This is a genomic window from Mesobacillus maritimus (genome assembly GCF_019749255.1).
GTDB classification, from domain to species: domain Bacteria; phylum Bacillota; class Bacilli; order Bacillales; family Cytobacillaceae; genus Mesobacillus_B; species Mesobacillus_B maritimus_A.
In genome coordinates this window covers 140,651-165,797 of record NZ_JACWFH010000012.1, presented here as the reverse complement: position 1 = coordinate 165,797, position 25,147 = coordinate 140,651, and the positions used below count along the sequence as shown (strand labels likewise).

General features: G+C 39.5%; 27 protein-coding genes, 1 pseudogene and 1 riboswitch. Of the genes and pseudogenes, 18 read left to right on the top strand and 10 right to left on the bottom strand.

Features of this window, described 5'->3' with window-relative positions; genetic code table 11:
• Positions 1-203: 203 nt before the first annotated feature.
• The 3 genes from H0185_RS11195 to H0185_RS11185 form a co-directional block, all read right to left on the bottom strand.
• Positions 204-620 (bottom strand): hypothetical protein, encoded by a 417-nt coding sequence (locus H0185_RS11195; protein WP_221873573.1) that lies wholly within the window; start codon positions 618-620, stop codon positions 204-206.
• Between the two features lie 206 nt (positions 621-826).
• Positions 827-2,179 carry a TrkH family potassium uptake protein gene (locus H0185_RS11190; protein ID WP_281427604.1) on the bottom strand — a complete coding sequence of 451 codons (1,353 nt, stop codon included), beginning with the start codon at positions 2,177-2,179 and terminating at the stop codon, positions 827-829.
• Positions 2,180-2,755: 576 nt separating this feature from the next.
• Positions 2,756-3,031 carry a hypothetical protein gene (locus H0185_RS11185; protein WP_221873572.1) on the bottom strand — a complete coding sequence of 92 codons (276 nt, stop codon included), beginning with the start codon at positions 3,029-3,031 and terminating at the stop codon, positions 2,756-2,758.
• A 1,420-nt stretch (positions 3,032-4,451) separates the two neighbouring features.
• Here H0185_RS11185 and H0185_RS11180 point away from each other — a divergent pair.
• Positions 4,452-5,162, top strand: coding sequence for a hypothetical protein (locus H0185_RS11180; RefSeq protein WP_221873571.1), 711 nt, complete (start codon positions 4,452-4,454; stop codon positions 5,160-5,162).
• 197 nt (positions 5,163-5,359) lie between these two features.
• Here the strand turns inward: H0185_RS11180 and H0185_RS11175 are convergent, their stop codons facing one another.
• Entirely contained in the window at positions 5,360-5,731 is a 372-nt protein-coding gene (locus tag H0185_RS11175; protein WP_221873570.1) for a winged helix-turn-helix transcriptional regulator, read from the bottom strand.
• 204 nt (positions 5,732-5,935) lie between these two features.
• Between H0185_RS11175 and H0185_RS11170 the strand changes: the two genes are divergently transcribed.
• Positions 5,936-7,132 carry an MFS transporter gene (locus tag H0185_RS11170; protein ID WP_221873569.1) on the top strand — a complete coding sequence of 399 codons (1,197 nt, stop codon included), beginning with the start codon at positions 5,936-5,938 and terminating at the stop codon, positions 7,130-7,132.
• 19 nt (positions 7,133-7,151) lie between these two features.
• Positions 7,152-7,994, top strand: a complete 843-nt coding sequence (locus tag H0185_RS11165) for an aldo/keto reductase (RefSeq protein WP_221873792.1) — start codon at positions 7,152-7,154, stop codon at positions 7,992-7,994.
• A 93-nt stretch (positions 7,995-8,087) separates the two neighbouring features.
• On the opposite strand, the pseudogene H0185_RS11160 reads toward H0185_RS11165, so the two are convergent.
• Positions 8,088-8,411 (bottom strand): annotated as a pseudogene (locus tag H0185_RS11160) (organic hydroperoxide resistance protein); the annotation flags it as partial.
• A gap of 92 nt (positions 8,412-8,503) precedes the next feature.
• On the opposite strand from H0185_RS11160, the gene H0185_RS11155 reads away from it, so the two are divergent.
• The 7 genes from H0185_RS11155 to H0185_RS11125 all read left to right on the top strand — a co-directional run bounded on the left by H0185_RS11155 (position 8,504) and on the right by H0185_RS11125 (position 12,855).
• Entirely contained in the window at positions 8,504-8,953 is a 450-nt protein-coding gene (locus tag H0185_RS11155) for a MarR family winged helix-turn-helix transcriptional regulator (RefSeq protein ID WP_221873568.1), read from the top strand.
• Positions 8,954-9,032: 79 nt separating this feature from the next.
• Positions 9,033-9,308, top strand: a complete 276-nt coding sequence (locus H0185_RS11150; RefSeq protein WP_221873567.1) for a hypothetical protein — start codon at positions 9,033-9,035, stop codon at positions 9,306-9,308.
• Between the two features lie 3 nt (positions 9,309-9,311).
• Positions 9,312-9,485, top strand: a complete 174-nt coding sequence (locus H0185_RS11145) for a hypothetical protein (RefSeq protein ID WP_221873566.1) — start codon at positions 9,312-9,314, stop codon at positions 9,483-9,485.
• A 521-nt stretch (positions 9,486-10,006) separates the two neighbouring features.
• Positions 10,007-10,282 carry a hypothetical protein gene (locus H0185_RS11140; protein ID WP_221873565.1) on the top strand — a complete coding sequence of 92 codons (276 nt, stop codon included), beginning with the start codon at positions 10,007-10,009 and terminating at the stop codon, positions 10,280-10,282.
• A gap of 160 nt (positions 10,283-10,442) precedes the next feature.
• Positions 10,443-10,958, top strand: a complete 516-nt coding sequence (locus H0185_RS11135) for a sigma-70 family RNA polymerase sigma factor (protein WP_425515825.1) — start codon at positions 10,443-10,445, stop codon at positions 10,956-10,958.
• Positions 10,955-12,424 carry a DUF4179 domain-containing protein gene (locus H0185_RS11130; protein WP_221873563.1) on the top strand — a complete coding sequence of 490 codons (1,470 nt, stop codon included), beginning with the start codon at positions 10,955-10,957 and terminating at the stop codon, positions 12,422-12,424. The genes H0185_RS11135 and H0185_RS11130 overlap by 4 nt, the downstream gene beginning before the upstream one ends.
• Before the next feature lie 23 nt (positions 12,425-12,447).
• Positions 12,448-12,855: a ribosomal maturation YjgA family protein gene (locus H0185_RS11125; protein WP_221873562.1), complete on the top strand. Its 408-nt coding sequence runs from the start codon at positions 12,448-12,450 to the stop codon at positions 12,853-12,855.
• A gap of 61 nt (positions 12,856-12,916) precedes the next feature.
• Here the strand turns inward: H0185_RS11125 and H0185_RS11120 are convergent, their stop codons facing one another.
• The 4 genes from H0185_RS11120 to H0185_RS11105 form a co-directional block, all read right to left on the bottom strand.
• On the bottom strand, positions 12,917-13,948 hold the full coding sequence (locus tag H0185_RS11120) for a hypothetical protein (RefSeq protein ID WP_221873561.1): 1,032 nt from the start codon (positions 13,946-13,948) through the stop codon (positions 12,917-12,919).
• Positions 13,941-15,176 (bottom strand): glycosyltransferase family 2 protein, encoded by a 1,236-nt coding sequence (locus H0185_RS11115; RefSeq protein WP_221873560.1) that lies wholly within the window; start codon positions 15,174-15,176, stop codon positions 13,941-13,943. The genes H0185_RS11120 and H0185_RS11115 overlap by 8 nt, the downstream gene beginning before the upstream one ends.
• On the bottom strand, positions 15,173-15,958 hold the full coding sequence (locus tag H0185_RS11110) for a hypothetical protein (protein ID WP_221873559.1): 786 nt from the start codon (positions 15,956-15,958) through the stop codon (positions 15,173-15,175). Before H0185_RS11110 ends, H0185_RS11115 begins: the two co-directional genes overlap by 4 nt.
• A gap of 296 nt (positions 15,959-16,254) precedes the next feature.
• Positions 16,255-17,298 carry a C40 family peptidase gene (locus H0185_RS11105; protein ID WP_221873558.1) on the bottom strand — a complete coding sequence of 348 codons (1,044 nt, stop codon included), beginning with the start codon at positions 17,296-17,298 and terminating at the stop codon, positions 16,255-16,257.
• A gap of 188 nt (positions 17,299-17,486) precedes the next feature.
• On the opposite strand from H0185_RS11105, the gene H0185_RS11100 reads away from it, so the two are divergent.
• Positions 17,487-17,642 carry a YwzD family small protein gene (locus tag H0185_RS11100; RefSeq protein WP_221873557.1) on the top strand — a complete coding sequence of 52 codons (156 nt, stop codon included), beginning with the start codon at positions 17,487-17,489 and terminating at the stop codon, positions 17,640-17,642.
• Positions 17,643-17,787: 145 nt separating this feature from the next.
• Positions 17,788-17,873: riboswitch (cyclic di-GMP riboswitch) on the top strand.
• A 21-nt stretch (positions 17,874-17,894) separates the two neighbouring features.
• Positions 17,895-18,035, top strand: a complete 141-nt coding sequence (locus H0185_RS11095) for a hypothetical protein (RefSeq protein WP_221873556.1) — start codon at positions 17,895-17,897, stop codon at positions 18,033-18,035.
• 52 nt (positions 18,036-18,087) lie between these two features.
• On the opposite strand, the gene H0185_RS11090 is transcribed toward H0185_RS11095, so the two are convergent.
• Positions 18,088-18,873 (bottom strand): SGNH/GDSL hydrolase family protein, encoded by a 786-nt coding sequence (locus H0185_RS11090; RefSeq protein WP_221873555.1) that lies wholly within the window; start codon positions 18,871-18,873, stop codon positions 18,088-18,090.
• Between the two features lie 201 nt (positions 18,874-19,074).
• Between H0185_RS11090 and H0185_RS11085 the strand changes: the two genes are divergently transcribed.
• From H0185_RS11085 to H0185_RS11060, 6 genes are all read left to right on the top strand, one after another.
• The gene (locus tag H0185_RS11085; RefSeq protein WP_221873554.1) at positions 19,075-19,824 is read left to right on the top strand and encodes a YveK family protein; all 750 of its coding nucleotides are present in this window, start codon (positions 19,075-19,077) and stop codon (positions 19,822-19,824) included.
• Positions 19,814-20,515, top strand: coding sequence for a CpsD/CapB family tyrosine-protein kinase (locus H0185_RS11080; RefSeq protein ID WP_221873553.1), 702 nt, complete (start codon positions 19,814-19,816; stop codon positions 20,513-20,515). Before H0185_RS11085 ends, H0185_RS11080 begins: the two co-directional genes overlap by 11 nt.
• A gap of 115 nt (positions 20,516-20,630) precedes the next feature.
• Entirely contained in the window at positions 20,631-21,395 is a 765-nt protein-coding gene (locus H0185_RS11075) for a tyrosine-protein phosphatase (protein WP_221873552.1), read from the top strand.
• Positions 21,396-21,878: 483 nt separating this feature from the next.
• Positions 21,879-22,763 (top strand): UTP--glucose-1-phosphate uridylyltransferase GalU, encoded by an 885-nt coding sequence (gene galU / locus H0185_RS11070; protein WP_221873551.1) that lies wholly within the window; start codon positions 21,879-21,881, stop codon positions 22,761-22,763.
• Positions 22,764-22,785: 22 nt separating this feature from the next.
• Positions 22,786-23,454 carry a sugar transferase gene (locus H0185_RS11065; protein ID WP_221873550.1) on the top strand — a complete coding sequence of 223 codons (669 nt, stop codon included), beginning with the start codon at positions 22,786-22,788 and terminating at the stop codon, positions 23,452-23,454.
• A 9-nt stretch (positions 23,455-23,463) separates the two neighbouring features.
• Positions 23,464-24,570: a glycosyltransferase family 4 protein gene (locus H0185_RS11060; RefSeq protein WP_221873549.1), complete on the top strand. Its 1,107-nt coding sequence runs from the start codon at positions 23,464-23,466 to the stop codon at positions 24,568-24,570.
• Positions 24,571-25,147: the final 577 nt, after the last annotated feature.

Here is a 25,147-nt window from a genome sequence, read left to right as displayed (position 1 = left end):
TTTCAAAAGAAAACACTTTTTCCCATCAATGAAATTCAAACTTCAATATAATGTAATAAAATCCCTTTTTTTCGGTAGGATTGCAGAAGTAAATAGGTAAATTATACCTACGCAAGGCAATCATTTTACCTATTTACTTCAATCTCAGAGCCAACAAACCCTGATACATCAAGGCAAAATCAATCAAACGTTTGAAAGACCAATTACATTTCATATTCCTCCGCACATTTTCTCATCACTCGATTAATTGCCTGAACCAACTCAGGCTGACTCGAAAAAAACAACACGACTTCTTTAGAGTTCTCTTCACGATCAAGATGAATTTCTGCTTTGATGCGAATCCTTATTTTCTTTCCTCGGAATCGAACAGTATAGCAACCGAGCTCACCTACTTCATTGTCTTCATTCATTTGGTCAATCATCGATTGGATAGCGTGGACGTCGGCGACTTTGAAACCAGAATCAAAAATCGCAGATAACCGACAGAAAAAGGGCGGCACATCTTCAGAATTGAAATTCATCGTCGCTACTGCAGAATCACGAAAGTCCTTCTTAATTACCATCACAACCACAGCCGCAAGTAAAAGCAGTCCCCAAAGCACAAAACTAAAGTCAGGCATCCTCATACACACCTTCCAAGTTCGTACTATCTTCATAACCTGAATGAATCCATGCAGCTAAAGAAAATTTACAAAGTAAAAATAACTTCCTTATATGAGTATGATGAAAAGTCCCATTCCATGTTTTTACATTCATGAGAATCGCGTTTCATCATTTTGTAGGGAATAAAATTGAATTCGAATGAAACAAGAGAAACGTCCCTTGTTTACCCAATAATCACTTTCTCCCTAGGGAAATGATACAAATCGTCTGCCCCTGGTCTTGAGATAATCGTAATAAAGGACAGAATACCAATTCGACCGATGAACATGAGGAGAATAATAATCATCTTCCCAGTGGGACTTAGTTCAGGTGTGATGCCCATCGATAAACCAGTTGTCCCAAACGCCGAAGCGACCTCGAAGATCAGTTGCATCGTCGAGAACGGCTCAGTAATCGATAGAACGATGACAGCAATAAAGCACAACAGCAAAGCCGTCGACATCACGGCCATCGACTTTAAAATATCCTCTGGCTCGAATTCACGATTGAATACTTTCACCGACTTCCGCCCGCGAGCAAAGCTATATAAAAACAACAGGATAATCGCGACCGTCGTTGTCCGTACGCCTCCACCGACAGAGCTAGGAGAAGCACCAATGAACATCAATCCACTAATTACGAGTAGCGTAGGATTGGTAAACAAGCTCACATCCACCGTCGCCAAGCCTCCATTCCTCGTCGTCGACGATTGGAAGAAGGCATAGAAAAACGATTCATGCCAAGTTTTATCCGCGAAGAAATGATTGAATTCTAATAGTAAAATTGCAAGTGTCCCAAACAGCATCAAACCAAAAAAGGTGGTTGTCGTTAGTTTCGTATATAAAGAAAAATGGGCCCGTTTCCGCGTGTTTCTCGAGGCAAAGTAATCCTTTAACTCAATCAGGACCGGAAAACCAATCGCTCCTAAAGTGAGGAGGACAATGTTCACAGTTTGCACATAGTAATCATGCGCAAACGGGATCAACGATTGTCCGGTAATATCAAAGCCAGCATTGGTCGTAGCACTCACAGAGGCAAACATACCTTGTAAAAACGCCTCCTGCCAAGTAGGGAAATAGCCTAAAAAGTAAGTCCCCAACAGTAAACCTCCAACAAGTTCGATGACCACAATGATGATTAAAATATTTTTCATCAAAATGACAAGTCCGGATAGAGACGATTGATTCTGGTCAGTCTTAATCAGCTGTCGTTCTTTTAAGCCAATCTTTCTCCCTAAAATCAACCAGAAAAAGGTCCCCAACGTCATGATTCCGATGCCACCAAACTGGAGGATAAACATCAAAATAAAGATCCCCGTTGTACTAAATGTGTCTGGAGTGGAAACAACCGCCAAGCCCGTCACGCTAATCGCACTCACCGCCGTAAACAGCACATCAATAAACGACCACTCCACCCCCGGCTTTAAGGCAATCGGCAAGCTCAGTAAAGCGACCGAGATCAAGACAGCAAAAAAGTAAAACGAGACAATCAGTTGTGAAGGGGACAGCTTTTCAAACCGCATTCGCAAAGGTACCATGTTAGAAACTCCTTATGGAAAGACACTAGGTCCAGATGTAATAGATAATCACATTGTAAAGATTAGCGAAGGAGAAAGAAAGTTTTTTCTTGATTCAAAAGCAGATTTCCATTCTACTAAGGACAGAATATATTCCCCATACAGGGAATAAAAAGCTGTTACCCTTAATTATATTCCCCATACAGGGAATAAAAAGCTGTTACCCTTAATTATATTCCCCATACAGGGAATAAAAAGCTGTTAACCCTCAATTATATTCCCGTATAGGGAATATAACGTCTCTTAGGGGGAATAAAGGCCAAAGTCCCCTCAATATATTCTCCTAGGGGGAATATATATTACCCCTTACCGTATCTAATGACCTTTTTTCAGCTAAAACCCAACCCCAACACGCTAAAACTAAGCCTCAACACAAAAAAAGAGCTATAATCCTATATAAAAATTAGGGAAAAGCTCTTTCTTTTAGCATTTATCTTAGCAACCAAAGCACAATTAGCCCCCAAAAAGATGTAAATGCTCTGGGGTATGCCAGCCCCTGCTACGCAGTTGGTGCCTGACCCCCGTTACATTAAAGCGTCAAACCGCTCCAGCCCCAGCCACTTCTTTCCGTTCCTGCTGTTCCTTCGCAGCCTCATACATCGAGGAAAACCGCGCCTCAACCTTGGCAAAGATGGTCCCCTCAGGGTATTGGCCATCCTCACCACGCACATTTCCTGCCGGAACTCCGGTTAAAATCTCAATTCCTTCAGATATATGACCAATCTCCCATATATGAAATTCTCCACGTTCGACAGCAGCGACGACTTCTTTAGCCAGCATCAGGTTGCGGACATTCTGTTTCGGAATGATCACGCCTTGCTTCCCGGTTAAACCTTGCTCCACACAAATATGAAAAAAGCCTCCGCATCTTTTCATAAAAAGATGCGGAGGAGAGGATGGCTATGTTTTTCAGAAGGGAGACCGATGCAAAAACATATTTCAACGGATTGCGTGATTTTGAAAAAGACCCTATGTAGAAAAACAAAATAAAAAGTCGAAGATTGCATTTCCGAGGAAATATTTAGCTGATTTTGTATAGGGAGTCTATTAAATACCTGAATGTTCAGGGGTTCTATTAAATGATCAAGGGGGAACTTCTTTATGTGGATGGCGTATCGCAGGGCGATATAAGGAAGCTTTAATAAAATCCACATTCAATAAATGTAAGTGAGTATCAGGAAAAACATGAGGTATAGCCATTTTGGTGATGTATCGCTCAACCTAGAATCAAAGCGTCCATATTGCTATCCGATATGGACAGAAGACCTTCCGAAAGGGCTTTGATCCTTCTGAGGTTGTTGTAGCGCTATTCAATATGGTGATTGATGATAGGCTGTGCATCTTGAAGTTTCGAAGGAAATCGCGGGAGGGGCATATATATGTGTGTGGATGATTGAAATGGTGGAATACCAATCGTATACAAAATCTCTTGTATCGGTATGCGATACGGTAAACTCACCTTGAAGGACAATACAGGGTTGCATCGTGTGACCATTAACTGAATGAGAGTGAAATGTAGTGTGATATAATTCAGGGATGTGCAAGCTAAGAATGTACTAATGAAAATTGTCCGATACAACAGTACTTGAGAGTCATGCTTGACTTCTCGGAATCTTTGTATCGCCATGCAATACGGTAAGCTCACTTTTAGGAGTAAAACAATGCCGTTATCGTGGACCAATAACTGTATGGGGGTAGAATTTACTGGGAATCTATTTCAGAAATATGTAAGCTAAGGTAGTACTAATCTGATATGCTTGATACAAATGTACTTGAGAGTCCTGCTTGGACTCCTCAGATTGTTTGTATCGCAATGCGATATGACTAGTTACCTTGAAGAGCAAAGCAAGGCTGCATCGTGTAACCAATAACTGAATGGGAGTGTTGTGGCATCTAAGATATGTAGACTAGAATCTACTAATCTAAAAGTACTCTATACAACGTACTTGGGACTAATGATTGGCCTCCTCAGAATCTTTATATCGCTATACGATATGGGTAAGCTTCACCTTCTAGAGCAACCAATACTGCGTAGTGTACCAATAACTGAATGGGGGTATAGCGGCATCTAATTCAACGATATATAAGCTAAGAATGAACTAATTTAAAAGCGCTCGATACACCGTCCTTGAAATTATTGTTTGAAATCCTAAGAATATTTGTATCGCTAGGCGATATGTCTCTTGCAAATTCAATTGAAAACGTTCATATTTAATAGAAAAGGAGGCTCGATATGCGAAGCGATATTCAACCTTATGAACTATCTTTCTCTTCCAAGGAGGTTGCGGAAAAAGCAGGGATCGCGTCACCTACTGTTCGGAAGTATGCCCAGATCTTAGAGAGAAATGGCTATGAATTTTTAAAAGAGGGCGATCGGCGAGTCTTTGTTCAATCCGATATTGAAGTGCTTGTAGCGTTACGCGATACGGACAAGCCCCTAGAAGATGAAGCGAAAGAGCTTGCTTCTCAACAGAAAGCAAGATTAATAGGCTCAACTGAAATTGAAGTGGCTGTACCCGATACATACAACAATATGCTCCAAGACCCGAATCAGTTAAAAGAGATGTTCTCTTTTTTAGCCAATGAGCTTGCAGCAACACGGGAAATGAATGTCCAACTAACAAACGATATGTCCCAACTGAAAGTAACCGTTTCGCGGCTTCAGCAAGATCATCATGATTTGGGGGCAAATATTCGAAACTCTGCACAAAAAACCCAACTAAAAATTGAAAAACTAGCGGAACAAGAACGAACCCATTACGAAGAAATGTTGCAGCAAGAAAAAGAAAAAAATGACGTTTTACAAAGGGAACTCCAAACATTAAGGGAAGAACAGAGTAAAGTATGGCGTTCACAAAATGAGCTTAATAGAAAGATTGAAGAAGTGGTTCAAAAACAGCCCAAGGATCCATGGGGGAAACTTCTTTCCATCTTCCGTAAATAAGGTGCCTATTAAAGGCTCTTTTTTTTACATTCTTTTTTACCTATCATCCATCCATTTAAGAAAATTTCTTCTTTACTATCACCTCCACATGCTGAAAGTTTTCAAACCCTAATGAAAAAATAAAACAGCCGTTTTCACCTTCAAATTCAAAGGGATCGGCTGTTTTAACTGTCTTACCTAAATAATCCCCAAAAGACTCACTTAAGCTGTTCATTCAACACACTATTTTCTAGAACAGAAAATTTATCTCCATATACTTTCGTTAAATGGTTTTCGCCCCATGCACAAAGTGAATTTAGGATCCCTTCTAAGCTTCGTCCATATTCACTTAGCTCGTATTCTACTTTTGGTGGAACTTGATTATAGACGATTCGATTGATGACACCATCCTCTTCTAGCTCGCGCAGCTGTTGGGTAAGCATTTTTTGGGTGATATTTGGCATGAGGCGCTTTAATTCGCTGGTACGTTTTTTTCCATGAGTGAGATGGCAGAGAATCACACATTTCCACTTCCCACCGATGACTTCTAAGGTTGCTTCAACTGAAATATTGTATTTCTTCTTTTGCATTTTTAGCTTCCTCCCGATAGGCACTATAAAGTACCTATATTACTTTATGGTATCTATAGAACTTTAAAGTGCGTACTTTTCTTTATGGGTGATAGAGATCATAATAACATTTGCCGGCCGAATCACACTATACTTTCTTTCTGAATTTATTATTCGCTGAAAGATAAGTTTCGATTTATATAACAGAAAAAAGGAGGAAATAATATGGCTTTAAGTAAAAAGCAAAGTACGTTAGCATTGCTTGCTTTAGCAGTTAGTGCGTTTGCAATCGGAACGACTGAATTCATCAGTGTCGGGTTGCTGCCTATGATTGCAAAGGATTTAAGTATTCCAGTCACCACGGCAGGGTTAACGGTATCGTTATATGCTTTAGGGGTCACATTTGGAGCACCTATATTTACATCTGCGACATCGAGCATGTCACGTAAGACGTTGTTACTTTGGATTATGATTGTCTTCATTATAGGCAATACTCTTGCTGCCATCTCTTCGACAATTGGGGTGTTGCTAGTAGCACGTGTAATTTCAGCCTTTTCACATGGGGTGTTCATGTCAATCGGATCGACCATAGCGGCCGATTTAGTTCCAGAAAATCGCAGAGCTAGCGCGATTTCCATTATGTTTACAGGTCTTACAGTAGCGACGGTAACGGGTGTCCCATTTGGCACCTTTATTGGGCAGCAGCTAGGGTGGAGAACAGCCTTTATGACTATTGTCATCATTGGTGTCATTGCCTTGATTGCAAACAGCATTCTTGTCCCATCTAACTTACGAAAAGGAGTAAAAACAAGCTTTCATGATCAGCTTAAGCTTGTAACCAATGGCCGATTATTGCTTGTATTCATTATTACAGCCTTAGGGTATGGCGGAACATTTGTTGTGTTTACCTTCTTATCCCCATTGCTTCAAGAAATTACGGGGTTTAAAGAAGGAACTGTGGCTGTCATTTTATTAGCGTATGGCATTGCGATTGCGATTGGAAATATGATTGGAGGAAAGCTATCGAATCAAAATCCAATTCGTGCATTGTTTTATATGTTTATTGTACAGGCAGTCGTCTTATTTGTTTTGATGTTTACAGCACCATTTAAAATGGCAGGATTAATCACGATTCTGGTGATGGGGCTGTTCGCATTTATGAATGTGCCAGGATTACAAGTATATGTGGTGATGCTGGCAGAGCGCTTCGTTCCGAGTGCAGTGGATGTTGCATCGGCCATAAATATTGCGGCCTTTAATGCCGGGATTGCCATAGGCTCTTATTTGGGCGGCGTGATTACAGATTCAATTGGACTGATTCATACGTCCTGGATTGGAGCACTGATGGTTTTAATGGCTGCAGTGTTAACTGGATTTAGCAAAGCGATGGAACAAAAAGATCAAGTAAGGAAAGCAGCATAATATTTTAGGAGGAATCATGATGGTAAAAAATTTACAAGATACAACAACATTAAATAATGGTGTGAAAATGCCTTGGTTTGGACTAGGAGTTTTTAAAGTTGAAGAAGGTCCTGAATTGGTAAACGCAGTAAAAACAGCGATTCAACATGGATACCGCAGTGTGGATACAGCAGCGATTTATCAGAATGAAGAAGGTGTTGGCAAAGGGATCCAAGAAGGCTTAAAAGAAGCTGGTATTTCAAGAGAAGAGTTATTTGTCACTTCAAAGGTTTGGAACTCGGATTTAGGCTATGAGTCAACCCTTGCTGCTTATGAAACAAGCTTAAAGAAATTGGGCCTAGAGTATTTGGATTTATATTTGATTCATTGGCCGGTTGAAGGAAAATATAAAGATGCTTGGAGAGCGTTAGAAACTCTTTATAAAGAAGGCAAAGTAAAAGCAATCGGTGTAAGTAATTTCCAAATTCATCATTTGGAAGACCTAATGAAGGATGCTGAGATTAAGCCTATGGTCAATCAAGTCGAATACCATCCGCGCTTAACGCAAAAAGAGCTGCAAGCATTTTGCCGTGACAACGGAATTCAGCTTGAAGCATGGTCCCCATTAATGCAAGGTCAATTGCTAGACAACGAAGTGTTACAGGAAATTGCGGACAAACATCATAAGTCTGTTGCCCAAATTATTTTGCGTTGGGACTTGCAAAACGGAGTGGTTACCATTCCAAAATCAACAAAAGAGCATCGAATTGCTGAAAATGCGAATGTGTTTGATTTTGAATTATCGACAGAGGAAATGGAGATCGTTGATGGCTTAAATCAAAACCATCGTGTAGGGCCAGACCCAGATAATTTTGATTTTTAATATATGTAGAACTCAGAGTGTAGGGATTCTTTCTCTACACTCTTTTTTATAAAAAAAACAGTCTAAACCAATAGGCTGTTCATTCTCCTGATCTTATACGATCTTAAACGTAACCCCAATATTGCCTCTTGTTGCATTAGAGTATGGACATACTTGGTGAGCGGACTCAACAAGTTTTTGAGCTGTTTCCTTCGTTACTCCCTCGATTTCTACCTCTAGCTCTACCGCTAGTTTGAAGCCGTTATTTTCTTCCTTTAAGATGGAAACATGTGCAGTGACCGCTGTTGCTGATACATCTTTCACCTTTTCTGCACGAATCACAAGGTTTAAAGCAGAGTCAAAGCAAGCAGAATAGCCAGCTGCAAATAATTGCTCAGGGTTTGTTCCATAACCACCAGTCCCACCAAGCTCTTTTGGATAAGTTTTTTAAAAAGACAAAAAAACGGTATACTTTCACGGAAACAAGTAAAATAGAGAAAGTAGTAACTTTTGAAAAAAGGGTGAACAAATTGAAGGATTCTTTCATTTTAGAAAATCAACTGTGTTTCTCCGTTTATGAAGTAAATAGCCAGTTTAATAAATTGTACACAAAAGTTCTGCAGGATTTTGGTCTTACGTATCCTCAGTATTTAACCTTATTAGTTCTTTGGGAGAAGAACGGTCTTACTGTAAAAGAAATCGGGGAGCGGCTTAATTTAGGTACAGGAACTTTAACACCGATGATTAAAAGGATGGAAGCCAATGGCTGGGTGAAAAAAGAACGTTCTAGCGTTGATGAGCGCAAAGTCTCCACTTTTCTTCAACCAAAAGCAATAAAAGAAAAACAAGCAATTATAGAAAAAATTGCGGCGGAGGTTAATTCTTGCAACATTGAATTCCAAGAATACGCAAAATTAATGTCCCAATTAAATCTTCTTCATAAGAAGTTAGAGCAACAAAATAAATCTTTGAGTAAGTGATGATGATCGGTCACGTGTGGGATGGCCATTTACATGGTAGACTTGAACATAGAGGATAAAGAAAGTGGGGAAAGGGAAAATGGGAATTTCAATTTTCGATGGGATCTTTTTGATCATCATCATTTATATGCTGACGAAAATTAGCAAAATGGAACACCGCATCCAAGCGATGCAAAAGACCATTGACCAGCTCACCTCCAAGGTGAAACTTCCAGAACCAGCAATCAATAAGGAACTCCGGCAGCTCCTGAAAGATGGGAAAGATGTTGAAGCAATCAGGCAAGCACGCAACGAGTTCGGCCTTTCCCTATTGGAAGGAAAACAGTATGTGGATAAGCTGAAAAGTGGGAACTAGCATATGAAGAAAATCGCTGATAGAGCATTGTATATCTATTTGGTCGTGGTCTTTACGATGCTAATGAAGAGTTTCCTTCCTTTAGGGGAGACCATTCAAACGTTTCTTAGCTTCCTTGCTGTTGTGGTCGTGCTTTTTGTGTTTATTGTGGAGAAGAAGGTTCATAGGAAACGCTAATGCACTTTCTATTATCGTAATTGAGCTTTTACAGGTAGTTTTTGAGCATTATATTCTCTCTAGGAGAATATAACGCTCAAAAATATAAACTATATTCCCGATTAGGGAATATAACGTCCCCCAGGGGGAATATAACGTCCCCCAGGGGGAATATAACGTCCCCCAGGGGGAATAAAACGTCCCCCAGGGGGAATAAAACGTCTCTCAGGGGGAATATAAAATCCCTTAGAGGGAATAAAAGTGTAAGCACACCCAATATATTCCCCGTAGAGGAATAAAATATACCCCAAACCGTATTTTAATCACCTTTTTTCAGATAAACCCAACCCCAAACCCTATAAAATCTGCTAAAACCCCAAGAAAAAGAGCCAAATCCAGAGAAAAACAGCACCAAAGCTCTTTCTAGTACCGTAATTAAGGTTTTAACCCCACCACCACAGCACAATTAAAGTCTAAAACAGCCATATACCCCTCTCGAAATGAGGCGGACCATCGTCAATCGCCGGACCTCCCACCCCAACTTGAAAACAATCCCGAATAAAACAAGTTCTTCTCCGCATAAGGATGAACTAATCGTTGATCAGAAGCTTCGAAAGGGGCTGGTTGCTTCGAGAAGAAATCGAAACATGCCGATCATTTTGTTCATGGGTGCGTCCTTGCTGATCTTTCTACTTGTCAATCTCCTTAGCAGTCTTAGAATCTATGTCGTGTACAGTTCTGGGATCGGACCGTTTTTGTTCATTGGCTTCGTCCTTGTCGTCATGGTCATGCTTTATATAAAAGGAATGAGATTTTAAACAAGAAGGAGCGCTAATCCCCAGCGCTCCTTCTTTACATCTTCATAAAATGATAATCTTATAGAAAAAACGAAAGCCAAACACATAACATCTGCGTCTAATCTACGAGAAAGCAAAGGGAAAGGTGTCCCATTGCTTCAGACACAAGGGGGTGGCAGTGATTTTAGAACGAATACATAAAGCTCAAAACGGAGATGATGAGGCGTTTTTGGAGCTGTTTCAAAAATATGAGCAGGATTTATACCGCATGGCGTTTGTCTATGTAAAGAATCAGGACGATGCCCTGGATGTGCTCCAGGAGACTGCTTATAAGGCGTTTAAAAACATCGAAACCTTACGTGAACCACGATATCTAAAAACATGGCTAATCAAGATTGCTATTAGCTGTGCGACGGATTTAATCAGAAAACGGAAGAATGTCGTGTACCTCAACCAAACTGATATGGAGCTGGCAAGCAAAGACAGCACCGATGTCACGATGACCATTACCATGCAGCAAATTCTTGAAACATTGGACGAGCTTGAGAAATCAATCGTCTTTCTAAAATACTACAGTGAGTTGACATTTAAAGAAATCGCGGAATTGAAGGACCTGCCATTGGGGACGGTCAAAACCACGCTGTACAGGGCATTAGCCAAGCTACGGGTTGAAATGAAAGGGGCGGATCTTTTATGAGTAATAACATCAAAAGCGAATTAGAGAAAATAGAAATCCCAGCACAGCTTCATGACCGAGTCAAACTGGGCGTCAAGCAAGCAAAGCAAGAGAAGTTGCAAGAAAAGAAACAACCAGTAAAGAAGCTCCCACCTAAAAGAAACAAGTGGAAAGTCGGCGGCATTGCAGCGGCGGCAATCCTAACCATCACACTTTCATCCGGTTTTATCAACCCAAGCATGAATCAAGTATTAGCAAGTACACCATTACTCGGCGGAATCTACGAGCAGTTCGGCGATAAAATGGGCATGCATCTAGCCGAACAAAACCTCGTTACGCAAATAAACCAAGAGGTCACCAAGAACGGCGTCACCATAAAATTAACCAATGTGTATTTTGACGGCGATGTGGTCAGTGTCACTGGAGTGATAAGTGGCGACCTATCAAAAGGTCATAACGAACCTGGCGAAGTGAGCATGGACGTGAACTTTGAGAACAACAAAGGCGACAATGACCCATGGTTAAGAGGGATGTCTACCGACATGCAAAAATCAGACGGAAGCTACGAGTTCCAGTGGAAGATGAATTATCCATATAAGGAGATCAAAGAATCGTACAAGCTACCAATCACCATTCACAACATCAATGGAATAGAAGGTAGTTGGACCTTTAATGTCCCGGTAAACCAAGAGGCTAGCCTAGCAAGGACCCTTGGCCATTCACAGCACTACGAGAATGAAGGTGTCACAGTAAAGCTACAAGAACTAAAGCAATCCAAGGCTTCATCGTCCCTGACATTTGAAACCATCACCAGCTTTGAAGGAGATTACATTGAGCTTTATAAAGCAGAGGATGAAAACGGGAAGGTCTTGTTCCATTATGAAAATGATACGATCCTTACAAAGAGCAAAGAAGACGATGGCTATCATCACACCTTACGCAAAACGTTTGACCAAATCGCCGAAGGCACAAAGGCCATTACCTTCTATCCATCACTCACGATTGCCGACCCAACCGTCCAACAAAAGCTGGACCAGAATAGCTTCGCGTTAGAAAGCGAGCGAACGGACTTAGCCATTCAGGTCAACAAGGTCACACTGGAAGGCGACAAGCTAATTCTTGATTATGAGTTCCAAGGACTAGGGGAAAACGTAAGCAACCACAAGTTTGAAAACATTCATCATAACCTGTCTTATGCGTTTAATCTAATCGACAAAGACTTTATCGATAAAATCGACCCAGAAAACCCTTTCCCACCAAAAGGTCACAGCATCTCACGCAACGAGGTCAAGGTCATCGATAAAAACAACCACCAGTTCCAGTCTGTTTTTGATTTAAAAGGAGAAGAGAAGTTCGAGAACTTCTTACTAGAAGACACCGTGTTACAATTGGACTTTAATAGCTTTATTGGAAACAAAGAATTAGCGTCATTTACGGTGGAGCTACCAAGTCAAATGGGACTTAGGGACGGTTCTCTTGTCCCATAAACCAACAAAAAGAGTGATATTTAATGACTACATTTCAAACCAGAAGAAGATTATATGGGATAGCTCTCGTACTAACAATCCTACTAGGGCTAGCCTCAAGGAGATACGGGGAGTTCCTTCCAGTATTGGTTGCGGAAAATGCAGGAGACACGTTGTGGGCAATGATGGTTTACTTTGGATTCCGGTTCTTGTTAGTAGATAAAAGCTTATCCTACTCTTTCTGGCTAAGCATCTTGTTCAGCTTCGGCATCGAATTAAGCCAACTTTATCAGGCAGGCTGGATCAATCAGATTCGCGGTACAACAATCGGAGCATTGGTGCTAGGGAAGGGATTTCTGTTAGTAGACTTGCTCCGGTATACAATCGGGGTTTTCCTAGCCGCCAGTTTAGATAAAAAGGTCCAAACTAGTCATTCAAAAAAGCAAAAATAGAGGGAACGAAAAGGAGGCCAAGCACGCGAAAGCATGCTGACCTCCTTCTTTTAGATAAACCTTAATAAGAGCCGTCTCTTTGTTTCCATAACTCATCAGCGGTTTTTGAATACATATAATCAAAAAAATGGATGGTCTTGAAATCAGGATCCCTCTCAAAAGGTGGCTGCTTTAGGAGCAACTCGTGTAATACATCTGCATAGGATGGATCCCCAGTTTCAAAAAAATAGAGAACCCCCAAAGCATAAACAGCGCTTGATTCATAGGGTACCGCAGGTTCTAGGCTCCCTTTTTGATACGCTCCAAATAGTTTCCCTTTTGAGTCCAATTCCTTCTTCAGCCACTGATCAAATTCAGTGGGCACTTTCCCGGTCCATTTGTGATATTGGATGGCAATTAAGAGCTGGTCAATCATATTGACATTCTTTTGATCAGCGGCTTGATAAACCTTGTTTTCAACATCATAGATTTCATAAAAAAACGGAGAATCTACCGCACCTCGCAATAAGTGTAGGTATGCATCGGTCTTGGTGGATTCAAAGGCTTGCAAAACGTTGTGATTGAGATAACTTAAGTGCAAAGTGGTGGTTGCTTTTTCTAATTCCCAATCATAAAAATCAACCATCATCCCACTGATGGATTGTTTCAGTTCGATGGTCTTTTTCAATTTTGCAGCTAATTCGCTATAGCTAGGTTCCTGAAAAAGTTCTCCACCTTCCGATAAAGCCTCAATAATTCGCAAGTCATCCACCAAAGCGTTGGTCGCAGTACCCTCTGCCAATTGCCATTTGATATAAACCTGTCCATCTTTTTCAACCAGATAATTCTTTTTAAGAACATCTACCTGCTGGTTAAATTCAGCATGATCCTCGATGAGCAATAAGTAGGTCATGTATTGCCCGATACTTTCGGAAAGGTATTGAATGTCTTGGTCTTTCCCATAGCTTTTTATCCACTTTTGCTCATTCATATATTCGGACGAAACCACAGATTTTACCTCAGACTTTTTAAAATGATGGAATAAGAAGAAGCCAATGCCCCCGATACAGATCGTAAAAAATGCCAAGAATAAAACCACAAACCTCCTACTCACGAACATCATCCTTTTTAAACCGCTTTGTTTTATCCCAAGCGATGGTTGTATTCGTTATTCGGCTCCAAGTGTACGCAATGGCGCTGCGTAGCAGTAAAAGCAAAAACACCTGTGCATAGGTAAAGTACATGAGAAGTCCAACTAAAATATTGTAGGGAGAAATCGAATTCTCCAGCACCATGGCACTGATTACTTGCGCCGTATAGACCACATAGCTCATAAACCAGAACAACAATAACGGTGAATCAAAGTGTGGCAGTTGATATCCTAGGAGCCCAAGGATAAACCAACTATTCGAAAACAGCAGGAACACCACAAAAAAGAAATAGGTGAGAGCATGCTGAAGTGAATGAACAAAGGTTTTTCCCTTCCAAAAGCTCCACTCATGTAGAGATTTCTCCAGCAGATAGAGATTCCCAGTCAACCAACGGGTGCGCTGGCGGACAAACACCCCTAAATTCTCCGGCTCTTGTTCCCAAGTGACAGAGTAATGAACAACCGGCAAAGTTTTATTCATGGCCGTAATCCGCATTGTTAATTCTGCATCTTCTGCTAAGGCATAGAGGTCATAGCCACCGGCTTGATTTAAGACTTCGCGTTTTAGGAGCATATTGGTCCCGGCCAAGGAACCCGTTTTAAACGCGAGCCAGCGTCCACTTTGCATGAGCAACTGGAAAACTTGAAATTCAATCGCAATCATGCGCGTTAATAAATTTTGATCGGCGTTAATCGTCTTAACGTATCCAACCGCCCCAGCGGCATCCTGTGTCGTTTCCGCTGCATGGACCAGTTCGATGACGGCATACCTCTCAGGTTGGTTATCTGCGTCAAATACAAGGAAGTATTCAGACTGTGTAATGGATAAGCCGTAATTTAAAACACGGGATTTTCCCTTAGGAGAACCAGGTGGAACGTTAACATAATGAATACGTATGAACAGTTTGGCAAATTCCTTAACGATTTCAGGCGTATCGTCGCTTGAATCATCATCGAGTACGTAAACATTTAGTTCTCCAGGATAAGTCAGCTTGACCATGGCGTCCAATGTCTCTTTCATTACAAGCCCTTCATTATGGGCGGGAATCAAAACAGCTACAGAAGGATAGGTGTCCAGCTTAATCTTCTGTTTCCCCTTTAGTCGCTGAATGACCCCCGCAACCGTAAGAAAGGAATAATACATCAGCATGGTCCAGAAGAACAGCATAATGAAGATCAAAATGATTTTCATATCGCATCAGTCTCCATCATGAAGGATAGGGTATCAACCTTGTTAATTTCATCTTCCTTACTAATGGTAAAAGAAACAGGGAGTTCGCTCTGCTCCAAATTCTTTCTAAGAGATTGAAACAGCCGGTTCACAACAATCTGACATCCGTTTTCGTCTGTATTCTGTAGGAATAGAAGGTAGGACCCATCTTCTAGCTTGGTGACCAAGTCAAACTGTGCTCGAACGGTGTCTAATATCACTTGTGAAAATACGTGATCGAGGGCATCTTTTGTCACGTCATTCCTCGAGAGGGTAAACAAGACAAAATAGTTTTCCTCGCCTCTTCTCCTTGTACCAGTGGAAATGATTTGCACCCGGTTTTTAAACTCTTGCCTCGTCAATAAATGGAAGGATCCCTCATATTTCTCTAGTTCATTAATCCTCTTTTTTAGAACCGTTACATCCTCTTGTAATCCTTTAACGGTAGAAAACAGTAACCAAATAAGGATAAGAGAAGCCGTCTGCAAGATATGTTGTAGGATGTAATCAATCTGAGAAGATAGAGTCGCTCCTTTAAAGAACTGATAAAACAACAACACAAAACCTGTGGTTAACGTAATTGTCAAAACTAAAATGAAATTCTTAGAGGTAGACAACATATTCATCGCAACAATAGAAGCAAGAATAATGACTAGGTCAATGTATAAGATCATTCCATCAGCAAACAGGAACAAGCCAGTAAGAGTAAACAGTAGGAATGCAATCAATAGAGATAGCGAAGGCAAGGTTTTGGATAATGGCAAGAAAATCTCATCCTTTATGTGGAAAATAGAAGCTAAAATTAGTATGTACAAGATCATAAAAACTAACTACAGTAGTAGCATAAAGCGCTTTACTTCAATATTGGAGTAAAACAAAGAAGGTCCTTCACTTCTATATAAAAAGCATTAGCTCATTAATGACACTTATAAACACCTATATAATAGAAGAAACTAGGTAAGCGTTTACAAGAGTGTGAATAAGATTACAAGAAGAAATGCATAGAACAAACTATGCAAAAAAAGAAGCACCCAAAAAGGTGCTTCCCATAAGTCTTAGTTTAATAGAATCGCTTAAAGCTATCAAAATGCTTTTTATAATAGCTGTTGTTCAAGCTTGAAATTTCAACGGCATCATTGCCAGCGTGAATGAACTCGTTGTTTCCTAAATAGATACCCACATGTGAAATGCCTTTTTTGTAGGTATTTTCAAAGAATACCAGATCACCTGGTTGTGCCTTGTCCACATAATAGGAACGACTAAAGTATCCTTCAGCTGATGTACGAGCTAACCCTTTGCCTGACTTGTTATAGACATAATAGATAAAACCACTGCAATCAAAGCCTTTTGGTGAGCTGCCACCCCATGCATAAGGGGTACCAAGTAAGGCTTTCGCATCTTTAATCAGCTGGTCAGAGCTAGTTGAAGATGCCACCTCTTTAGCCGGCTCGCTACTAGTTGCTTGTCCAGAAACCTTTAGTGTTTTGCCTGCATAAATTAAATCTGAAGATAGATTATTTAATGCTTTTAGCTGTGCAACCGTCATATTGTGCTTTTGGGCAATCTTGCCTAATGTATCGCCAGACTGAATCTTATAAGTCGATGCCGTTCCATTCGATGGAGCTGTTGTTGTTGGTGCCTGTGGTGCGCTCGGTGCAGGCGCTGGTGTTGATGTGGAACCTTTGGCAGGGTCAGAGACAGAAAGCTTCTGTCCAGGGAAGATCAAGTCACTTGTCAGCTTGTTCCAGCTCTTAAGATTCGCGACAGATACCTTATGTTTAGATGCAATCGCACTCAAGGTGTCCCCGCTTTTAATGGTATATGTACTTGTTCCGGTAGTGGTCGTGGTGCTTGGCGTACTTGGTGCAGGGGTAGAAGGTTTTGCTTCAGTTGTTTTAGAGACTGTTAGCTTTTGATTTGGATAGATTAGGTCCGACTTCAATCCGTTCAGGTTTTTCAGATTGCTAACAGTTGTGGAGTAGTTTCTCGCAATATGGGAGAGTGTATCTCCTTTTTTGACGGTGTATGTATCAGCAAAGGCAGTTGAGGCGAATGCCGATGACAGAATCGCAGCCGTAGCGATGGTGGCGACTTTTTTCTTCATTTTTTGTAAATCACTCCTATGATTGTATTTATTTATCAATAGTTTACCATAGCGGAAGGGACGAGGACATAAAATTCTGTCAATATCCCCTATCGTTTCCTAGGAAAAGGAGTAATTTCTGGAAAAGGATTTACAAATGATCGGAATTTTAATAGAATGATGTCAGAAAACCACGGAGGATAAGACGATTGAATAGTGAAATGTCGGAATTGAGTGAAAAGCAAGACGAGTTTTTCGACTTGCTGAAACGCACGTATGAAAAAGGGATAACGGAGAAAGAAATGACCGTTGAACGGTTATTAGAAGATTTGAAGATTGATATTCGCAGGGTGATTGCGAAGTAAGAAAGGCGTGATGAACGCCTTTTTTCTATGCCTTTATCCTTCTATGGAACTATGAACAGCATGTGAACATGGTTCTAGATAAAAGAGGATTTCCATCTAAATCCCTCTGTTCTTCTCGGGCCTATGTCGATATAATGAAAACTATGTTTTTAAAAGGCAAAATCACTGAAAGGTGATGACGCAAAGCTATAGGGGCCTCCGCACGACCTGCAAGGCTAGCCAGTTGCCATCATAATCGAAAAGGAGATGAAAATGATGTCGAAAACGTATTTTATGACACCAGAAGAAAGAATGAGAAAAAAGGCACGGGATAAGAAGCTCCTGTATGCTTCACTCATTGTAGTGACAGTTTTTTTAAGCACAGCCGTGACATTCCTAGCGAATCAATTATAGATACAAGAAAAAGGAGCTGACCCATTCAGGAAGCTCCTTTTCTATTATTCCCTTACTCTTCAATAAAATAATCCACAATAAACTCTGCCCATACTTGATGTCCTTTTTCACTAGGGGTTGTGGATTCATCACCATCTGTTAAAAAAGCTTGAATGTCCTTGCTGTCAGGATCGGCCCAGGCAGTCCAGTGATTCAGATAAGGAATGTCCTCTTCGTCAGCATACTTTTGTAAGGCCTCTACTTGAACAGGGTAGTAGTTTGCTTGATAGAGAGGGTTTGGTGGTTGCAGCATCAAAACATGTTCAGGGTTTGCCTCTGCTAACGCAGACCTGATTTCCTCTATTGTTTGATGTGATTCGCTAATCATGACATTGCCATTGTCCATTAAAGTAAAAGGTTCGAGAAGCGTTACATCCGGCTGGACTGTAATGAGCTCGGCAAGTTTGTCTTCAGCTATAAACTGCCTCGAGGTAAGGTCATAGCTTTTGACAATGACTTGAATAGTTTCGCCGTAGGCTTGTTCAAGTTCTTTTTTTACGATAGTGCTCCAAGCTGTATCGTCTAATCCAAGAGCATTAGAAGAACCGGCAATTAAAATCGTAAAAGGTCTACCTTCTTTAAGAGCTAGTTGATAATTCTTTTTTGCTTGTTCTGGCCAGTTTGCAGCGAGCTTGATGAAAGCTTCTTCAGAATCTATTTCAGGCTCTTCTGTTTTCACCTTCACTTCTTGTTTGTTTCTCTCTGCTGCAACGAAGGTTTTCTCTTTCCAGTGTTTGTTTCCGGCAATGAGAACTGCGATGCAGCCAATCGCGAGGAGTGTGACAAGAAACCGTTTCATAAAGATTCACCTTCACTTCCAGTTAAATGTAAATTATGCCATGTTCTCAAAAGGACTTAAAATAATCATCAATCCATGTTTTAATATAGAAGTGTTAACAGCACATGACATATTTATTAAAATTATTACAAATAACGGCAATATTTACAAGTTCTTGTGATATAATACCAAAAGATTTGTAGAAAAAGAGCGGAGGATACCATGGAAGAAACAATTAGTTTAAAAGAGTTGCTGCAGACGTTGAAAAAACGTTTAGCCTTAATCTTAGCGATTACCTTAACAGCTGTCATTATCTCTGGAGTAGTCAGCTTTTTCTTTTTAACGCCGATTTATCAGGCCTCAACACAGCTTCTTGTTAACCAAAAGAAAAACGATCAGGCAATGCTGAATACGAATGAATTACAAACGAACTTACAATTGATTAATACTTATAATGTCATCATAAAGAGTCCTGCAATTCTTGATCTTGTTGCAAAAGAATTAGGCACTGGACTTACAGCACAGCAATTAAATGGCAAAATTACGGTCTCAAATGAATCAGAGTCTCAAGTTGTGAATATCTCCGTTCAGGATGAAGACCCTACTATGGCTGCGGATATTGCAAATACCGTTGCGACTGTTTTTTCAAAGGAAATTGTTGAGTTAATGAGTGTGGACAATGTGAGTATTCTCTCACCAGCCGTTGTAACAGATGGACAGGCACCAATTAAGCCACAACCATTGCTAAATATCGCGATTGCGTTAGTAGTTGGCTTAATGGCAGGTGTTGGACTTGCGTTCCTATTAGAGTACTTTGACAATACAGTTAAAAATGAGCAAGATGTTGAGAAAAACCTTGGGCTTCCTATCTTAGGTGTTATTTCAGTTATTGATGAAACGAAGATGGAAGAAGCAACTGCTAGACGTCAAGCACGTAAAACAAAAGCAAGAGGTGAGACAGTTGGGTCTTAAGAATAAAGGAAAAAAACTTACAACAGAACGACGTAAATTGATTACATCGATTGACCCTAAGTCACCGATATCAGAGCAATACCGTACAGTACGGACAAATATACAGTTTTCTGCAGTTGATGAAGAGATTCAAACGATTATGGTTACTTCTGCTGGACCAGCTGAAGGGAAATCAACAACGGCGGCGAACCTTGCTGTTACATTTGCGCAACAAGAGAAAAAGGTCCTAATTGTTGATGGGGATTTACGGAAACCGACGATGCACTACACGTTAAACCAAACGAATACATTTGGTTTAACAACAGTGTTAGCTGGTCAGATACCATTGGAAGAGGCAGTAAATCCAACAGATGTATTTAATTTATCTGTGCTAACAAGCGGTCCAATTCCACCAAACCCAGCAGAGCTGATGGGTTCCAAAAGCATGGAGCGGTTTTTAAAGGCGGCTAAGGAACGGTATGACATCATTATATTTGATACTCCGCCAATTCTAGCGGTGACAGATGCACAAGTACTTGCCAACTCATGTGATGGAACTGTTCTTGTTGTTTATAGTGGTAAAACGGAAATGGAAGAAGCAGCTAAGGCGAAAGAACTACTTTCCGCAACAAAAGGGAAATTGCTAGGAGCAGTATTGAATCATAAAAAGCTTGAGAACTCGGATTATTACTATTATTACGGAAATAAATAATCACTATACTACTTTTTTGACATGTTTCGACAAAATACCCCCTTTGACCAGTGTTTAGGTCGGTGGTACCATGTTAAAAGATGCAAATTTCGACAAATGGAAAGGGGGGATCGTGATGATAGACTTACATTGTCATATACTTCCAGGAATTGATGATGGTGCACAAAGTGATAAGGAAAGTCTTGCAATGGCAAGATTAGCCGTACAAGAAGGCATTACCACGATCATTGCGACCCCTCATCATAAAAATGGTCGATATTTTAATTCAAAACAAGATGTGTTGGTGAAGGTAGCAGAGTTAAATAAACTGCTGACAGAGGAAAAGATAGCTTTAAAAATCTTACCTGGACAAGAGTCGGCCATCAATGGTGAAATGATTGAAGATTTCAACAACGGTCAGATTATGACGCTGAATGATACGAATTATGTATTTGTAGAGTTGCCATCCGATCATGTGCCTAGATATACGGAGAAGATGCTATTTGATCTTCAATTGAAAGGTTTGATTCCAATCATTGTTCATCCAGAGCGGAATCGGGAAATTCATGAACGCCCGGAGATGTTGTATAAGCTTGTTGAGAAGGGCGCATTAGCTCAATTAACAGCAGGGAGCATATGTGGACGGTTTGGGAAAAAGATTAAGAGTTTCTCAGAGCAATTGATTGAAGCAAATCTAGTTCACTTCATTGCATCGGATGCTCATAACGTCACAAGTCGTGCATTTCATTTAGGACAGGCTAATGACCTCGTTGAAAAACAGTATGGGGTAGATATGGTTTATCTGTTTACTGAGAATGCTGAGTTGGTTGTTGAGGGATTGAATGTTTATAAAGAACAGCCTCAACGAGTGAAGCGCAAAAAGTTTTTGGGTATATTTTGATATTGAGATTTTAGGGGTCGGAACTTCCGTTCCGCGTATAGTAACAAAAACACATTATTAATAGCATGGTGGAACTTCGTTCCTTTATGGAACAATGAACTGGATTGTTGTTAGGGAATAGGTAGAAGATATTTGAATAATGAACATTGGCATTCTTGACAATACAACTTCAAATAGAAAAATCTAGCTTTGTAACAACTTCTTCAGGAGAAACTCTCCTGACCGGCGATGTCTCCTGCCCGTTATACCGGAGGCACTCGATTATGCTGTGGGATGCATTTGTGTAGGCCTTAGACGCGTTATGTCGTCAAGAGTATGATGTGAGGGTGGGTTCGATGCCCATTACTATAATAAGCCAAATGATAAATATCTAATGGAGGTACATATCTACTATTTATATGTACTTCCGTTAGGTATTTATTTTTGCGGATACCACTGTAAATATGTTGATATAGAAATAATTTAAATAATGGGGGAAGAAAAGTGAAAAAGGTTCGTAAAGCGATTATCCCTGCAGCGGGGTTAGGGACAAGGTTTTTACCGGCAACAAAAGCAATGCCGAAAGAAATGCTACCAATTGTGGATAAACCAACCATTCAGTACATTATAGAAGAGGCTGTTGCATCAGGAATTGAAGACATTATTATAGTAACGGGAAAAGGAAAAAGAGCAATTGAAGACCATTTTGATTATGCTCCGGAGCTTGAGCAAAACCTAGAATCAAAAGGGAAATACGACATTCTGGATAGAGTGCGTTATTCTACTAATCTAGCAGATATTCATTATATCCGCCAGAAAGAACCAATGGGATTAGGGCATGCTGTATGGTGTGCAAGGAACTTTATTGGGGACGAGCCATTTGCTGTTCTATTAGGTGATGATATTGTGCAAAGTGATACGCCATGCTTACGCCAACTTATTAATGAATTCGAAGAAACTTTATCTTCTGTTATTGGTGTGCAGACAGTTGGTGATAACGAAACACATCGTTATGGGATCATTGATCCTGCTACAAAAGATGGAAGAAGATATCAAGTGAGTAACTTTGTTGAAAAACCAGCTTCGGGTACTGCACCTTCTAACCTGGCTATCATGGGACGTTACGTGTTGACACCTGAAATATTTATGTTTCTTGAAAAGCAACAAACAGGTGCTGGTGGAGAAATTCAATTAACAGATGCGATTCAAAAATTAAATGAAATTCAGAGAGTTTTTGCATATGACTTTGTAGGTCAACGCTATGACGTAGGAGAAAAGTTTGGATTTGTGAAAACAACGATTGAATTTGCATTGCAAAACAGGGATATGAAAGATCAACTTCTGGAGTATTTACAACAATTAGTAGAAAATATAACTGTTAAGTCCTAATTGTCTGGAAGGGGTAATATTTATGAAAACAAAATATGAGAATATAGACTTTTTTCAAGAATACGCTTCAACACCAAAGGTATTAAACTATGAGAAACAAAGAAATATCTATACTGTGTATTTATTTATAAAAAGAATTACAGATATATTATTTTCCTTAGTAGGTCTAATTTTAACCTTTCCAATAATTCTTGTAGTTGGTTTATTAATAAGGTTAGAAACACCAGGTCCAGCTTTTTTTAAGCAAGAAAGGGTTGGTTTGAACGGGAAATATTTCAATGTTATAAAATTACGTTCTATGGGTGTAGATGCAGAAAAAAATGGTGCGATGTGGGCACAAAAAAACGACCCAAGGGTAACGAAAATTGGTAGTTTTATACGTAAAACTAGAATTGACGAACTTCCACAACTATGGAATGTTCTAATGGGAGATATGAGCCTAATCGGTCCAAGACCAGAAAGGCCAACTTTTACTGCACAGTTTAACCGTGATATCCCAGGTTTTATTGATCGGGTAACTGTCAAGCCAGGAATAACGGGTTGGGCACAAATAAACGGAGGTTATGACATAACTCCAAGGGAAAAACTCGAATATGATAGATACTATATAAAGAATATGAATATTTTCCTTGATATAAAAATTATACTAATTACAGTAAAAGTTTGTATTACTGGTAGTGGAGCTAGGTAGGGGGTTGACATGAAAAAGATAATGATATTGGTTAATAATGATATATGGTTGTATAAACTTAGGAAAGAAATAATTAAACGGTTACTTGAAGAAGGGTATGAAGTTTATATATCTGTACCTAATGGGGAATATGTACAGACTTTAGTTGAGTGGGGCTGTAAATTTGTTGAAACTGAAGTGGATCGAAGAGGAAAAAACCCATTAAACGATCTAAGTTTATTTATACATTATATAAAAATACTAAGGAAATTTAAACCTGATGTAATCCTTGCATATACTATTAAACCGAATCTATATGGTAGCCTTGCTGGACGAATACTAAACATACCGTATATTAATAATATAACAGGTTTAGGAAGTGGATTCATTAAAGAATCTTTGATGAAACGTACTTTAACAATATTATATAAGATAAGTTTAAAAAATTCATATTGTGTATTTTTCCAAAATGACTCAGATCGTAAACTTTTTGAAAGTGAAAAAATAGTACATGATAATAACTCTGAACTAATTCCTGGTTCTGGAGTCAACCTAAAAGAGTATAAATTTAAAAACTTTCCGGAAGAGGGGAAAATAACATTTAACTTTATTGGGAGAATTATGAAAGATAAAGGTATTGATGAATACCTTGAATGCGCAAAACAGATTAAGGAGAATTACCCCAATACACAGTTTAATGTACTTGGTTTTGTTGAGAAAACACAGTTTCATTATCAAGAAATTCTAAATAATTACCATGATAAGGGTTATATAAATTATCTAGGCTTTCAAACTGATGTGAAGCCTTTCATTGAGGACTCACATTGTCTCATTCAACCATCCCACGGTGGTGAGGGCATATCGAATGTATTACTAGAATCAGGCGCATTAGGCAGAGTACTAATAGCTTCTAATATACCAGGTTGTAGGGAAACGATTGTTTATGGGGAAAATGGATATACTTTTAATGCAAAAGATAGTGGTAGCTTAGTAGAAAAGATAGAAATGTTCATTAATCTACCATTGGATATAAAGGAGAAAATGGGAAAAAACTCTAGAGAATTAATAGAGCGCGAGTTCAATCGAGATTTTGTAGTTAGTGCATATATAAATAAGATAAGTCAACTAATAAATTAATAATTTGATTTTAACCTTTCAAAAAATCAGTTGTGACTAATTTACTCTAATAGGGGTTAAATATCGGACAATTACGCGCTACCTCTTCCAAATATAATGAGTATAAATTCAATGGCCTACTAGATTTTACTAAACCAAAATTAATCATGTTTTATCTTTTATTCAGGGATTGTCTTGACAGAAGTAAGGAACACCATATCATAAGCTTGTGAACTAAAAGCAAAATGTTTTTAACATTAGGTTTTCCAATATTACCCATGCTCAGTGAGGCTATTCAAGCTAAATAGCCTCTCAATAGGCAATACCCACTTAAAGAAATCTGATTCGGGTCACAAATAAAGTTAAGCGTCGATGATTAAGTAATATATTGTAAACAAATATGGTCTAGAAATAATAGAAAAGGTTGAGCATTAATTTAATAAGAAGATAGTATTAGACACTGTTATTAAAGGAAGTCCAAAAGAGGTTGTTGAGCTATAATAAATGTTTATTATAAGGATTCTGAATTAGGACCTTACTAAAATGGGGTTAGAGACTATTTTGCGGCTAAAGTCTGTATCAAGTACTTCTTTTTAAC